Annotated in this window: 18 protein-coding genes, 2 tRNA genes and 1 pseudogene; 8 read left to right on the forward strand and 13 right to left on the reverse strand. The window is 31.9% G+C overall.

The genetic code is table 11. The features are described from left to right. Positions 1-54: 54 nt before the first annotated feature. Positions 55-630 (reverse strand): class II aldolase and adducin N-terminal domain-containing protein, encoded by a 576-nt coding sequence (locus tag LQU93_RS03225; protein WP_229932455.1) that lies wholly within the window; start codon positions 628-630, stop codon positions 55-57. Between the two features lie 102 nt (positions 631-732). Between LQU93_RS03225 and rsmH the strand changes: the two genes are divergently transcribed. The 3 genes from rsmH to LQU93_RS03240 are packed head-to-tail and all read left to right on the forward strand — an operon-like array spanning position 733 to position 3911. After that, positions 733-1653, forward strand: a complete 921-nt coding sequence (rsmH, locus tag LQU93_RS03230) for a 16S rRNA (cytosine(1402)-N(4))-methyltransferase RsmH (RefSeq protein ID WP_229932456.1) — start codon at positions 733-735, stop codon at positions 1651-1653. A 46-nt stretch (positions 1654-1699) separates the two neighbouring features. Then, positions 1700-1987 (forward strand): hypothetical protein, encoded by a 288-nt coding sequence (locus tag LQU93_RS03235; protein WP_229932457.1) that lies wholly within the window; start codon positions 1700-1702, stop codon positions 1985-1987. Positions 1988-1991: 4 nt separating this feature from the next. Next, positions 1992-3911: an FUSC family protein gene (locus LQU93_RS03240; RefSeq protein WP_229932458.1), complete on the forward strand. Its 1920-nt coding sequence runs from the start codon at positions 1992-1994 to the stop codon at positions 3909-3911. Here LQU93_RS03240 and LQU93_RS03245 read toward each other — a convergent pair. Beyond that, positions 3890-4396 (reverse strand): hypothetical protein, encoded by a 507-nt coding sequence (locus LQU93_RS03245; protein WP_229932459.1) that lies wholly within the window; start codon positions 4394-4396, stop codon positions 3890-3892. The two genes, LQU93_RS03240 and LQU93_RS03245, sit on opposite strands and share 22 nt — an antisense overlap. Before the next feature lie 78 nt (positions 4397-4474). Between LQU93_RS03245 and LQU93_RS03250 the strand changes: the two genes are divergently transcribed. Beyond that, positions 4475-5347, forward strand: a complete 873-nt coding sequence (locus tag LQU93_RS03250; RefSeq protein ID WP_229932460.1) for a D-amino acid aminotransferase — start codon at positions 4475-4477, stop codon at positions 5345-5347. Between the two features lie 837 nt (positions 5348-6184). On the opposite strand, the gene LQU93_RS03255 is transcribed toward LQU93_RS03250, so the two are convergent. From LQU93_RS03255 to LQU93_RS03290, 8 genes are all read right to left on the reverse strand, one after another. Then, positions 6185-6457, reverse strand: coding sequence for a helicase (locus LQU93_RS03255; protein WP_229932461.1), 273 nt, complete (start codon positions 6455-6457; stop codon positions 6185-6187). Continuing rightward, positions 6447-8513, reverse strand: coding sequence for a heavy metal translocating P-type ATPase (locus tag LQU93_RS03260; protein WP_229932462.1), 2067 nt, complete (start codon positions 8511-8513; stop codon positions 6447-6449). The genes LQU93_RS03255 and LQU93_RS03260 overlap by 11 nt, the downstream gene beginning before the upstream one ends. Continuing rightward, on the reverse strand, positions 8500-8787 hold the full coding sequence (locus tag LQU93_RS03265) for a YtxH domain-containing protein (protein WP_229932463.1): 288 nt from the start codon (positions 8785-8787) through the stop codon (positions 8500-8502). Before LQU93_RS03265 ends, LQU93_RS03260 begins: the two co-directional genes overlap by 14 nt. Positions 8788-8801: 14 nt before the next feature. After that, the gene (locus tag LQU93_RS03270; protein WP_229932464.1) at positions 8802-9095 is read right to left on the reverse strand and encodes a hypothetical protein; all 294 of its coding nucleotides are present in this window, start codon (positions 9093-9095) and stop codon (positions 8802-8804) included. After that, positions 9095-9337 carry a hypothetical protein gene (locus LQU93_RS03275; protein WP_229932465.1) on the reverse strand — a complete coding sequence of 81 codons (243 nt, stop codon included), beginning with the start codon at positions 9335-9337 and terminating at the stop codon, positions 9095-9097. The genes LQU93_RS03270 and LQU93_RS03275 overlap by 1 nt, the downstream gene beginning before the upstream one ends. Positions 9338-9359: 22 nt before the next feature. Further along, positions 9360-9965 (reverse strand): ferritin-like domain-containing protein, encoded by a 606-nt coding sequence (locus LQU93_RS03280; RefSeq protein WP_229932466.1) that lies wholly within the window; start codon positions 9963-9965, stop codon positions 9360-9362. Then, on the reverse strand, positions 9958-10281 hold the full coding sequence (locus LQU93_RS03285; protein WP_229932467.1) for an HMA2 domain-containing protein: 324 nt from the start codon (positions 10279-10281) through the stop codon (positions 9958-9960). Before LQU93_RS03285 ends, LQU93_RS03280 begins: the two co-directional genes overlap by 8 nt. A gap of 84 nt (positions 10282-10365) precedes the next feature. Beyond that, complete coding sequence (locus LQU93_RS03290; protein ID WP_229932468.1) at positions 10366-10803, reverse strand: Fur family transcriptional regulator; 438 nt, start codon at positions 10801-10803, stop codon at positions 10366-10368. Positions 10804-10932: 129 nt separating this feature from the next. On the opposite strand from LQU93_RS03290, the gene LQU93_RS03295 reads away from it, so the two are divergent. Next, on the forward strand, positions 10933-11142 hold the full coding sequence (locus LQU93_RS03295; protein ID WP_229932469.1) for a hypothetical protein: 210 nt from the start codon (positions 10933-10935) through the stop codon (positions 11140-11142). Between the two features lie 23 nt (positions 11143-11165). Next, on the forward strand, positions 11166-11954 hold the full coding sequence (gene pgp3, locus LQU93_RS03300) for a peptidoglycan metallopeptidase Pgp3 (protein ID WP_229932470.1): 789 nt from the start codon (positions 11166-11168) through the stop codon (positions 11952-11954). Here pgp3 and LQU93_RS03305 read toward each other — a convergent pair. Beyond that, the gene (locus LQU93_RS03305; RefSeq protein WP_229932471.1) at positions 11947-12603 is read right to left on the reverse strand and encodes a lipid-binding SYLF domain-containing protein; all 657 of its coding nucleotides are present in this window, start codon (positions 12601-12603) and stop codon (positions 11947-11949) included. The two genes, pgp3 and LQU93_RS03305, sit on opposite strands and share 8 nt — an antisense overlap. 107 nt (positions 12604-12710) lie before the next feature. Between LQU93_RS03305 and LQU93_RS03310 the strand changes: the two genes are divergently transcribed. Both LQU93_RS03310 and LQU93_RS03315 read left to right on the forward strand, forming a co-directional pair. After that, a tRNA-Gln gene (locus LQU93_RS03310) sits at positions 12711-12785 on the forward strand. A 30-nt stretch (positions 12786-12815) separates the two neighbouring features. After that, positions 12816-12890 (forward strand) — tRNA-Met (locus LQU93_RS03315). Between the two features lie 187 nt (positions 12891-13077). Here the strand turns inward: LQU93_RS03315 and LQU93_RS03320 are convergent. Beyond that, the gene (locus LQU93_RS03320; protein WP_229932472.1) at positions 13078-14055 is read right to left on the reverse strand and encodes a tyrosine-type recombinase/integrase; all 978 of its coding nucleotides are present in this window, start codon (positions 14053-14055) and stop codon (positions 13078-13080) included. 188 nt (positions 14056-14243) lie between these two features. Further along, positions 14244-14428, reverse strand: a pseudogene (locus tag LQU93_RS03325) (hypothetical protein); the annotation flags it as partial.

Below are 14428 nucleotides of genomic sequence, written 5' to 3' on the forward strand. Positions count from 1 at the left end.
GGCTTTAAATAAGGTTAAATTAAGCCAAAAATACTAACAAAATTAAAATGTTAGTTAGCATTTGTTAGTAGAAAGCATCAATAATTTACAACTATTTTCTATGATGGCTACACTTTTTGCAAGTTGTTGAGCCGTTCTATTATATGCAAATACCCCATATCCCCTAATAACCATAATGTTTGTATTGTTTTTTACCATATGTTTATAAATTTCAACTGGTGCTCTTTCATACCAGTCATCATAATTTTTTGGATCATAAATATCTATACCGCCTAATTTCATACAGCCAAAATAATCAAGTGGTTCAAATCTATCATGAGTAAGACTATATGCAGTAACATAATGCGGCATTGCATAACAAACAAATTTTGCTTCATTTAAATTTTTATAAATATTTAGATGAATTAATGAATCCTGACTAGCATCATTCCATCGATAATCAATCTTTGATGATAACAATATCAAATCATCATCTCCTATATCATCAAATATCGCATTTTGTTTATTTATAAGAAATTGGTTTCCTTGTATGCGTGATGATATAGAGCCATGAAAAACGCCAAAAAAGTTCTTTCTAAACATAGAAAGAGATACTTTTTTTAACTCATTTGCACAATATTTTATTTCCATTTTTAAAACCCTGCATTCAAAATACATAAAATTATACACAATTTTTTAATATTTTAAGTAAAATTTTGATAAATTCTTAATAAAATTTTAAAAGGCATTACATTGCAAACTCCACATATTAGCGTTTTATTAAACGAGGTTGTTGAAAATTTTAAAAATTTAAAAGGCACTTTTATTGACTGCACTTTAGGATACGCAGGACACTCATCAGCCATTCTTAAAACAAATCCAAATTTAAATTTAATAGCCTGTGATAGAGATATTGAGGCTATAAACTTTAGCACAAAAAGGCTTGAAATTTTTAAAGATAGAGTAAAAATAATCAAAGGTAATTTTTCTGAAATTTTATCAAAATTAAATCAAACTGAAAAAGAAAATATAGTTGCAATACTTGCTGATATAGGCGTAAGCTCACTTCAGCTAGATAAAAATGACCGCGGTTTTGCTCTAAACTCAGATAGTCTTGATATGCGCATGGATAGCACAAGCAAACTAAGTGCATATGAGGTAGTAAATGAATACACTCAAACCAAATTAGAACATATATTTAAAGAGTATGCAGAACTAACAAGTGCTAAAATTTTGGCTAACAAAATCGTAAATGCAAGAGCCATAAAACCCATAAAATCAGCAAAAGAACTAACTAACATAATAGGAAAAAGAAGTGTTAATGGTAGAAATGTAAGCGAAGCCATATTGGCATTTCAAGCCATAAGAATAGAGGTCAATAAAGAACTAGACGAACTAAAAACTTTACTAGATTGTATAAAAAACTCAGGGATTAAAAACTGTATTGTAGCCATTATTTCATTTCACTCCTTAGAAGATAGGATAGTAAAAAACACATTTAAGCTTTGGCAAAGTGACTGCATATGCCCTCCACAAAGTGCGAGATGCGTGTGTGGTAAAAATCATGCAATAGGAAAAATTTTAACCAAAAAACCAATTATTGCTTCACAAACAGAACTTAAAGCAAACCCAAGAAGCTCAAGTGCAAAGATGAGAATCTTTAAAATACTATAATTTTTTAGTTTTTTTTGATAAAATGCCACTGTAAAATGGAGAATATATGCCAACAACAAACGAAAAAGATGAACTTTTACAGCTTCACGACGAAGAGCAAAAAATAGCAATTAATCTAAGCTTTTCTAATTTATTTGTTGCTTACTTGCTACTACTAGTATCGCTTTGTATATTTTTGCCAAAAATTTATGTCGCAAATCAAATTTATCACATAAGTCGCGAAATATCAGACATTAGTAGCAAAAGAGATGTATTACTAGAAGAAAATCGTGCACTTCGTATAAAGCTTGAAAATTTAAGATACAAAAATCAGATTTTAAATACGCTAGGATAAGTTCTTGTTAAATTTATTTAAGCAGTTTAAACACTCTTACGATCCTATTAATTTTAGATTAATTTACTCACTAAAAGCCGTATTGGCAGTAGTTTTGAGTGCTTACTTTGGATATTATTTTTTTGGTTTTATAGGTGCTTTGTTTGCTGTTAAGATCTCATCGAGTATGTTTTTTATGGCAAATTTAGATGGAACGGACGCCAAAAAACTACTTTTGTTATCGCTATATATACTTTTAGCGGTGCTTTTTGTGCCATTTATAAAACCAATGCTATCTCTTGGTATGTGGCTAGTACCAGTCGTTTTTGTGTGGGTTTTTATAGTTAGTTACTCTCAAGTATATAGCGAAAATTTAAACAAAATCCTTCTTGCAACTAATGTTATTGGATTTGCTGGATTTATAACATATGGCAATTACGATGAAATTTCGCTAACAAACTGCATTGGAGCAATCATTCTTGCAGGGGCAATTTCTACAATAATTAAACTAGGAAGACTAGGAAAATACGGAACTTTTACAATAAAAAGCATAAAAACACTAACTAAAGAGTTAATTGCGTTAGCAAATGCTCTTGGAAGTAAAGAATTTGACGAGCTTAGCAGAGAGTATTTTGAAAGGATAAATGAATTTAAAGAGTTATTTTCAAACGATAGCATTAACATCAAAGACTCAAGTCTTATTAAAAATCAAAATAGAGCGATTTTTTATATATACAGGCTTGAAGAGATTGGATACTTGCTTACTTGCATTGATAGTTTTTATTTGCGAATCGATGATAAAAAGATATTAAAAGATGTCAAAGACGAGCTAATACATAACCTAAACGAAGTATTTAAAATTTTTACCAAGCAAAATCCCGAATACAAAACCAGTATGAGTGAGACGCTAAAATTAAAAAATTATAAAGTTTTTGCAAACTCAGTTGATATAATCAATCAAAAACTAGCTCAAATCAATGATGCAAACAATGAAAAGATAGAGCTTAAAAACGATAAACAATTAAGCTTTAAAAAAGCCATAAAAAACATAGGTCTTAAAGACAACGACACTCTAAATTCATTAAGACTAGCCATATGTATGGCAATCGCTATATTTATCACACAAATGTGGCACATAAATCACGGACTATGGATAGCTGTTGCGGTAATGAGCATGAGCAAAAATAGTCTATATTCATTAAATAATGCAGCTAGAGATAATGTATTTGGTGGTATTTTTGGATTTTTTATAGGAATTTTTACAGCATTAGTGATAGATAGCATCTATATATATGTAGCTTTAGGTATAGGTATGTTTTTAATGTTTTATTTTAAACCATACAAACAATTTGTGTTTACAACAATATTTATGGCTGTATTTAGCATGGTATATACGATTATCAAAGACGACTATATGCAACTGCTACTTGAGAGAATATTTGATATTTTTATAGGTTTTGGCGTTGTATATATAGTAAGCATCATAAGCTTACCCAAAAATAAAAAAGAATTTAAAATCAAACTAACAAACGTCATAAATAGTTTTATTTTATTAATAGATGATGAACTAAGCAAAAAGCAAAAATTTATAGCTGATGAAAACGAAATAATACAAGAAATTTCAAATTATAAAGAATTTAGTGATGAAACGGGCTATAAAAATACGGCAAAAATTTATACTATACTAAACAATATAAACAAAGAGCTAATAAACCTAAGAAATTATATAACATCACAACACATAGATGATATAAATTTACAAAATGATATAATAACCATAAAATCTAGATTTGAAATGCTTGATAAAAAGCTTCAAGGGCTTCCGTATTATTTTATTACAAGTATGGACGGAAAAATAACATACAAAAACGACACAAAAGTAACAAAAATTTTAGAACGCATCGCCCTAAGACAAAACGATCTTTATCTTCTTAGCTCTCTTTGAGATACAAGTTTTTCCAGCAAATACTGCTCTAAATCATTCTTGGAAATATTTTCTTTAATGGATTGTAGGTAAATTTCATCAACTATTTTTGAGTATTTTTCATAGCTAAAATATGGGAAATGCACCAGCCATGCCTCTTTTATACGTTTTTGGCTCATCTCTTTTCTAACCCAGACCTTAAAAACGTCAAAGCCTATAAATACGACAGATGTCACAATGGCAGTAGATATTATAGATATATGAGTGTCTATTTTGGTTAAATAATTATGCACTATTAAAAGAATTGGCAAAAATACAATCGCAACGAGTAGTGAATAAACTTGATATGTTCTGGCATAATTAAACCTAAAATTTAACTTTGCTCCATCAACTAACATGCCTTCATTATACAAGCTATTTGCTTCTAATAAATCACGAAATAAAACCGGCTGTTTTGACACTATAAAAATTTTATTTATAATTTTTTGTTTAAATTTCTCTAACATAATCCATACTTTTGTATAAAATAATAGCCGATTATATCAAAATTTGATAAAATATTGCAAAAATTTTAAAGGATTTAAATGAAAAACAAACTAAAAGGCATGGTTTATATAAACGGCGAATATCTAAAAGCAGACGAAGCAAAAATAAGTGCATTTGATAGGGGTTTTATCTTTGGAGATGGGATTTACGAGGTTGTTCCGGTGATAAATCGATGCCTGGTTGATAGGGATGATTTTTGGGATAGATTTAAACTAAGTTTAAACGAAATACAAATATCAATACCATATTCAAAGCAAGAATTTGAAGAAATTTTAAACAATGTCATAAAACTAAACAATCTAAAAGAGGGTGGCATATATATGCAAGTGACACGTGGAGTTGCACCTAGGACGTTTGAGTTTGTCACCGGGCTTACACCTAGTGTTTTTATTTTCACATATGAAGCAGACATCATTAATAATCAACTAGCACAAAGCGGCATAAAAGTAGTGAGCGTCGAAGATATAAGATGGAAACGTCGCGACATAAAATCAATATCGCTTTTGGCTCAATGTTACGCCAAAAATGAAGCAGTAAAGCGTGGTGCTTTTGAAGGAATTATGCTTGAAAATGGCTATGTTAGCGAAGCTTGTAGCTCTAGTGTATTTATTATAAAAAATAATACTTTAATAACAAAGCCTCTATCAAATGAAATACTTCCTGGAATAAGACGCAAGGTGCTTTTAAATCTAGCAAACGAGTGCGGACTAAAAGTAGAGCTTAGAAATTTTACAATCGACGAGCTTTATGATGCAGATGAGGCATTCATATCGGCTGCGACACTTGTGCTACTACCTATTAACAACGCCGATGACAAAACAATAAAACTTGGCAAATATGCACAAATTTTAAGACAAAAATACGTTCAAAGATTGCTAGATGAATCAAAATCGACAAACAACATTAATTAGTGCATGTTTGTTAATTAAAACTGCAAATATCATGGCAAAAACAATCAAACAGATGATTTTAAATGATTAAATAAGGTTTTACCATGAAATTATAAGGCAATGATTAAGTGAAAATTTTAAATCCAGTAAAAGTTTAAAAATGGCTACTTTAAAATTGCAAAGGCTCTAACTCAACAACCCTTTTTAAACAATCTTAAAAGTATATTACACATTAATTTTCATCTTTTTTACCTAAACTCACACTCTTTTAAATAAAGTTTGCCTTAACGATATAAATTTAGCTAGTTTGCGTTTAGTAAAACTTAAAAACTTCTAAAGCCCAAAAGGGGTGACGGTATAGACCAAAGCCAAGCAAAGCATAGTAAATACAAGCTACTTGCTAGTGTCTTTGTCTAGTTTTAGTTTTACCTTATTTTCCTTTATATGACTATCTTTAAAATAACCTTTATTAAGCTTTATGTTACTGATGATAATCTTATCAAATTTAGCTTTCTGGTATTTATAAATTTCAGTTTTAAAAATAATAAAATAGCAATTGATTGTATTATGATTTATGCTTAATAATTTGCTTATTAAAGTAGTATTTGTATCATAACAGAAGTGAAAAATAATTTTTTAATTTTATAAGTGTTTAAAGTATTATTGTTTGGTGTTTTAATAAGTATTGTTATGTTATAGTGATGGGTTGGTGCCTAGTAAAATAACTACTTAAAATCAAAAAGCCTAAATTGTGGCACAGATGCCTATATTACGATAATTTTAATAAATCAAATAAAAGACAAAGATAAAAGCATATAGTAAAAATAATTTTGATGAAATTTTAAAGAAGTAGCTTTACTACTTCTTTGTAACTCTTTTAGCTTTTGTGGCTTGTTTTTGAATGAGCTTTTTAAATACACCATCATCATATAAACCAGCATGATACACGCTAAAAGCCACCATTGCCACGCCTGCGACTATATGAGCTTTTTTTGAAAAATTATTTTTCATATTAAAAGCTGTTAGAGTAAGCACACCAAGTGAAGCCGTCATACCAACTTTAGCAACTTTACGATGAAATCCAACATCTAGCAAATCGCCCTTTAGCCTTGCTGCTATATTATTTTTCAAGTTTTATACCTTTCATAGAATTTAAAAGCAACCATATTGTTGTGCCATTATGCAATACAGCCGTAGCCATAGGACTTAGCATTCCAAATGTAGCCGCTCCCAAAATTAGAGAATTTACACCAACCGTTAATTTAAAATTTGAATTAATAAGCTTCATGGTATTTACCGCAGCCTCGCGAACCATCACCACACTCTCAATATCATCTTTTAACAAGCTTATATCAGCCGTTGCTTTAGCTATATCAGCACCCTTATGCATACTTATGCCTACATTAGCTTTACTTAAGCTTGGTGCATCATTGATACCATCACCTACAAACGCCACATTTGCTCCACTATCCTTAAGCTCTTGTATGATTCTAGCCTTGTCAGTTGGTAGGCACTCAGCATAAACCTTGTCTATGCCTAGCTCGTTTGCAACTTGCTCTGCTTTGTTTTGAACATCACCAGTTAGCATAACTATCTGCTTCACGCCTGAGCTTCTTAATCTTGATATCATTGTCTTAGCATTACTTCTCATCTCATCACGCATAGCAATCACACCAGCCAACTCTCCACCATAACCTATATAAAGCAATGTCAAACCACTACTTAAAGCCTTTTGTATAGTTGCTTCATGCGGTGCAAAATCAATCTTCTCATCATCTTGCAAAAAGTGTCTTGAGCCTATAACTACATCTTTGTTATTTACCTTTGTTTTGACACCATGAGCGACAATAAACTCAACCTCATCATGATGAATATGCGTAAAACCACGCTTTCTAGCTGCATCAACTATCGCTTCGGCAACAGGATGAAAATAATGCTCTTCTGCACTAGCAGTTAGATTAAGCAGCTCGGTCTCATCCATGCCATCTTTAAACGAATATATATCAACTACTACTAACTCACCCTTAGTTAATGTACCAGTTTTATCAAATACAAATGTATCTACGTTATTTAACGCCTCTATAGCTTTTGCACCTTTGATTAAAATTCCATTTCTTCCAACTTTTGAAATACTTGATTTAAAAGCAACTGGTGTAGCCAACTTTAAAGCACATGAATAATCAGCCTGCAAAACAGATGCGACACTATTCATATCGCGATTAATCAAATACGACGCACCAGCTAGACTAAGAGTAACGGGGACTAAACTATCGGCTAACTTTGTAGCTTTTAAACCAATGTTTGATTTTTCATTTAATGAGCTTTGAATATACTCTTTTATCCTTGATGTGGCTGTATCATCGCCGACATTTTCAGCCCAAATTTTTATCTTGCCCTCTTCTACTATTGTGCCACTTATAACCCTATCTCCACGTTGTTTTGCAACTGGTTCAGCCTCGCCTGTCATTGAGACTTGATTTACACTAGCCTCTCCTTCAACTATATAGCCATCTACTCCGATATTTTCTCCGGTGCTTACAACTACAATATCGCCTTTTTTAAGCTCAGCAGTTTTTAATTTATTTAAGACTTTTTTGCCATTTATTACACTTTCTACCCAAACTTCTTCTATGTTTGGCTTGGCTAGTTCTTTTATAAGATCATCGCTTCTATGAACCGTGCTTTCTTCCATATATTCGCCAAGTGCAAGCATAACGTTTGTGCTATTTGCAGCTAAATAATCGCGTCTAGCTAAACTCACGCCAACAGCCATAGCCTCTAGTACTTTAGAAGTCAAGCCTTCGTTTTTAAGCTCATTTAACCCCTCTTTTAAAAGTGGAGCAAAAGCATATAATCCAAGTGCCATTTTTGCATTCTGGTTTGATATTAATGGCTCTAAGACAAGTGACGAGATGGCCTTGTAAATTTCAGCCTTACTTGGACCGTGCGTGATAGTTTTTTTCTTAAATTCTAGTGTTTTTACGTATTCTACAATATCATCTGCATTTGTATTATGTTCTATAACAATGCTTTTTGCACCCTTATTTACACGCACACTTTTTATACCCTTTTTTTCACCTATTGTTGCTTCAATATAGCTTAGGTCAGTAGCGTCTGAAATTTCAGCCACCTTTAACCTTAAGCGATTTGGTATTTGATGCGTGATTTTTACTTTATTTTGCTGCATCAATTTCCGCTTTGACATCTTCAAAACGCTCTTTTAACTCTTCAATTCCAGCGTTTAACAACGCACCACCCTTAATAATAGCCTTAAATAATGTCTCTTGTGCTTTTGGATTTGTTAAAACATAAGCTGCTATACCACCTACAACAAGTCCTTTAACAAAACCTGCTACATTAAAATTCTCAGGCACAAATGGTAAATTTTGTGCTGCATCATTTATCGCATTATCTACTGCACTTTGTGGTTGTTGCTGAACTACTATATATGGATTTTTCATTATCTCTCCTAAATTTAAATTTTCTTAATCGCCACTACACCAGCTATACCCAAAACTACACTTAATGTAGCCTCTATGTATCGCTTTTGCACCAGTGTATTGGCTGCATTTATAGCTGCACCAGTTGCAATGCCACCAGCTAAAGCATTTTTAATAGTATTTTTGACTGTTTGGGCTGATAGCTTTGTGTCACTACTTATATCGTAAGCCACGCTTGTTATACCAGCCAACAATGCACCACTTATTATGTGATCCATTGGCAAACGCGTTGTTGATGTTTGAGTATATTTTGATATGCTAGTTGTCATTATGCTTTACCATCTACTTTCTTTGTGGCACTTGGTTTCTTGGTTGGTTTTTTGGTGGAGTTTTTTGCTGCCTTGCTTGTTAGCTTTTGCACCTTTGCTTTACCCTTTTTAAAACTATCATTTACCAGCTCCTTGCCTTTTTCAAAGCTTTCACATGCTTTTGTTTTTAGCTCATCACGCTTATTCCATGCTACTACTGCTAACGCTCCTGCTGCTATACCAGCTACAAATGGTAATGCCATCTTAAATCCTTTCTTGTTTGAATTATTCATCATTTTCATCACTTTTGTCTAATTTAGCCAACATACTAGCACCCAATGCTCCCAAGGCAAGACCAGAGAAAAATGAAAAATTTGGCGAACTCAAAAGCCTACTGAGCTCCGCCTTATCTAATTTACCACTCATTATGTTTTGTAAGCTTTCACTCATGTTGTTAAAATCATTCTGATAACCACTTAATACATTTGTATAATCAAAATTTTGTGTATTATTTTGCCCTTGGTCACTAAAAGTCTGCTTAACACATTCATTTAACGCCACTATATATTCATTATTTGATGTAGCCCACAATCTAAAACATATATCCCTAAGTACATCATCTTCTATTTTATTGCTTAAAATTTCATACTTTTGACACAAGGTATTTTCATAAGCGAGAGCATACACAAAGGCATCTTTTAAATTTTTAGGCTCTAACACTTCACTATGTTTAACTATTAAATCATACTCTTTTTGTTTAGCATATTCTTCTATGAGAGCCAAGCCCTGCTCCCTTATGTGTTTAATATTAACAAATATCTCATGCATATTGCCTAGCCTATCATACATGCTAATTGCACTCTTTTCAATATTGTATATTTGATTATGCACTGCATATCCCCTTTGCTATTTTGTTTATTTTGTTTGAAATTTCATCTAAATTTTGCCCATTAAGCAAATTATCCCAATCACTTTTTGCAAACACACTAGCGTCATATTGTATTGTTACTGAACCAATTATTTTATTAAATTTTACATTTTCAATACCATTGATTTTTGTTATATATTCATCTAAATTTGAAATATCTATTTCATTTTTAAGCTCTTTAATTGCACTACTAACACGCACCCTAAGACGCCCTGGCGTATGTGATATAGGCGTAAAATACGAAGCAACTCGTGCCAAAACATCCACAGATATACTCATTTTTTTCCTTTGGTATTTTTAATTTTGATGTAATTATGTTATTTTGATACTTATACGTAACTTAAAGCTTTTTGTATATCATTATCAATTTTTGCTACACTCGCTACATATTCCATAAAGTATCATGCTGTGTCCAACTAGTTCAAAACCATTCGCATATGCTATCTCATGCTGTCTTTTTTCTATGACTTCATCACAAAAGCTTATGGCTTTACGGCATTTTTCGCAAATGATATGGTCATGATGAGTTTTTAAATTTAGTTCATATTTTCTAACGCCGTTGTCAATATAAACATTGCTTAATTTGCATTCATCTAAAAAATTTAACAACGCGTAAATTGCTGGCAAAGATATGTTTTCGCGGTAATTTTTTCGAAATATAGCTTGTATTTCGTTTGCACTAAGATGTGTATCTGAAAAGTATAAAATATTTAAAATTCTCTCTTTTATGTATGAATTTTTATGATTTAAATCGTTACTAAGTGAGCTAAAACTCTTATAAAAATTCTCGAAATTTTGCATTATAATACTCTACATTTGTTAAATTTTGATATATCTTATCAATAAAATACTTAATAAGCTATAAATTTTAAAGCATATTATAAGGTTGTTTTGGTATAGTTTCGAAATTTTTTAAAAAGGAAAAGCTAAATGACATATGATGAATTAGAACTAGATGCTGTTTTGCTTGAAGTATTGGAAAATCGCGGAAGCTTTGATTCACTTGACGATGAGGAGCTTTACGAGCTAATAGAGCAAGTGGCTGGTTATACTGACGGAGACGTAGAAGAAGCCTTTGAATACATGACACAATTCTCTCCGATACCTAAAAAACGTTTTGTTTCACTGTTTATGGTTTAGTATTACACTAAACCACTTATAATATGCAAAAATTTTTCTTACTTATACTTTTTGCTACTTTTTTATCCGCAATCGATATTATAAATGGCGATGTTGAAATTTTCACTACAAAAAATCCACAAGACCTAACCATAAACGGCACGGCAAATTATTGGCTAAAAGCACCAAATGATGAAAATTTAAGCTTTAGTATTATTTCAGCCGGATATTATCAACAAAACAACATAATCGTAAAAAACGGCAATGAAAAAATAGTATATAATATAAAAAAGGGCAACTATAAAAGCGAGAAAATATTAGTCGAGCAATCAAAAACAACACCTAATAAAAGTGTCTTACAAAGAATAGATGACGAAAGAAACGAAGCAAATAAGATATATCAAGCAATCACACCGCTTAAAATAAATACGAAATTTATACACCCACTAAACTCAACTATAACCAGCCCATTTGGCTCAGCACGCGTGTTTAATGATGTAGTTAAAAGCTATCATTCTGGTGTAGATTTTCGAGCAAGCATTGGCACACCAATAATAGCCGCAAATGACGGCATGATTGTGATAGCAAAAGAGCGTTATTACGCTGGATACTCAGTTGTAATTGATCATGGAGAAGGCATTTATACGCAATATTATCACTTAAGCAAAATAGACGTAAAGCTTGGAGATAGTGTCAAAAAAGGCGAACAAATAGGACTAAGTGGAGCAAGTGGCAGGGTTAGCGGACCACATTTACACTTTGGCGTAATAGTAAATGCTACTCAAGTAAATCCGCTAAATTTTATAGAAAAAATCAATAAATTACTTAATTAAAATATCTGTGTAAAATTTCCCGTAATTTTGTTGTGTATTTGCTTTGTTTTGTGCTACCATCATAGATATCTTCTAATGTGTAAATTCTATCATAATAGTCATTTGTTTCTTGATTGTTTATGCTTATCCTAGCCAAATCCAAACTAGCACCGACAAACACTCCCCTGCTTTTGCCTCTAGTAAGCATATAGGCAGAAATTTCAGGCACATCAGTGTTAATACCTGCATTCATACCATCATTAAATATCGCAATATTTGCGTTTAGACTAATTGTATCTTTGCCATTAAATAAATTAGCATAAGAGCGAGAAGTATTAAAAACAATAATTAAATCAGCCGAACTAACTCCGCCTTGAATACCGATACTACCACCAATATAATTTATAAAAAAGGGGCTAGACCACTCATTTGCATCATTTTTAGCCATAAAAATTCCAGTCGCTTTTGAAGCAGTAAGGACTAAACCAGTTTTATTTACATTTGGCACGATAGCTACAGCTTTTGCGTCATTAAAATGCTTTGTTTGATTTTCATCAGCAGTAATCACAAATTCATTTAGTATATTTATGGATGTTTTTACCAACTGATTTTGCACAATATCAGCATAACTTATACCAAAAAATATAGTCAAAATTGCCAAAATTTTCATAATTTATCTCCTTGATTTGTAAAATTATAGCAAAAAATCATAATTTTTTATCTAAAACACTTGACAAATTATTAAAAAAATAATATAATCACAACTCATTTTTGAATTGGGGTATCGCCAAGCGGCAAGGCATCAGGTTTTGGTCCTGACATTCAGAGGTTCGAATCCTCTTACCCCATCCACTTCTTTAAAATAAATCTTATTTTACATGTCGCGGAGTAGAGCAGTGGTAGCTCGTCGGGCTCATAACCCGAAGGTCGGCGGTTCAAATCCGTCCTCCGCAACCAGTTTAAAGCCTTATAAATACGCATTTACAATACTTTTAAATGATTTTAAACACTGAACTTCTAAGGGATATTTTAAAAACTTTCTCAAATTTCATTTTAAATCTTAAACTTAAATTTCATCAAAAACACCTTTTTTACGACATTCTAGCCACTTAAAACATTGTGCCAAATTGTGCCAATAGTCTTTTTATAAGTTTATGTGTTGTAAAAAATTGGCTCTTTGTTTGGTATTTTCTACGCTTTTAGCATATCTTTTAAAGGTTATTACGGCATCACTATGTCCCATTGTTTGCGAAACCCACAGCACATCTTCGCCTTTGCTTATCATGATTGAGGCAAATGTATGTCTTGTTTGATAAAAGACCCTATGAGCTAGACCTGCTTTTTTTAGAGTGTTAGCCCATTTTTTGCTTAAGCTTTTTGGCTCATATAAATGAGAGCCGTTTAATCCAGCAAAGACCCACTCGCTATTATTGCCCTGTTTTAAGGCTAGAAGTGCTTCTTTTACGCATGGTAGCATTGGTATAGTTCTTATTGAATTTTGTGTTTTTGGTGGCTGTATTTGTCCTTGCCGTATTGATTTGTCTATCCTGATAGTCTCTTTTTTAAAGTCTATGTTTTCCCAACGCAAAGCTATAAGCTCTCCAGTTCTCATACCTGTAAAAAACGCCACTTTTAACACATTTGCAAAGTCTTTATTGGCTGTTTTTAGCACCAAAGCGACTTCATCAAGACTTAGAGGATTTATCTCAGTTTTTTTGTTTTGTAGTTTTGCTACTGAGTTAAAAGGATTTTTATCTATTAGCTCATTTGATACTGCTGATTTTAAAATGAGTTCAAACACTGAGCGAATATTATTTATACGTTTTGCAGAAAGCTCTTTTTTAAGCTCGTTTTGCCAACGCTTAAGTTCCATTGGCTTTATCTGGCTTAATCTTTTCTCGCCAAACTCAGGTAGTATTCGCTTTTGTAAGTCTTGTGTATAGCCTTTAAGCGTCAAATCCCTAACCTGTCCTTCATGAGCCTGTAAAAACTCATATGCAAAGTTTTTGAATTTCACTTCGCTTGTGTCCTTGTTTTCGTTTTTGTCTTTTGCTATAATTTGCTCTGTTAAAATACTTAGCCAATTTTTTTCAGCCCAAGCGAGTGTGTATTTGTCTGCCACTTTGCTTACAAAAAGCCAAAATTCTAAGCTTTATAAAATATTAACCTGATTTTAACCAAGACCTTACATTGTAGCTTTTAAATTTAAGTAGAAATATTTAAAAATTTTAATAAATTTTTTAGAAATTTTCTGTTTAAAAACCGCAAGAGCTAGTAGGGTAGAAATTTGGCAAACTTAATAAGATAGGGTCAATTTAACTTAATAGGATTTTCTCTTATCAATTTTAATAAAATTTGATAGAGATTATCTTGGCTATTAAATCTAAACTCACACTCTTTTAAATGAAGTTTGCCTTAACGATATAAATTTAGCTAGTTTGCGTTTAGTAAAACTTAAAAACTTATAAAGCCCCAAAGGGGTTACGGTATAGACC

The organism is Campylobacter majalis, assembly GCF_905120465.1.
Classification (GTDB): Bacteria; Campylobacterota; Campylobacteria; order Campylobacterales; family Campylobacteraceae; genus Campylobacter_A; species Campylobacter_A majalis.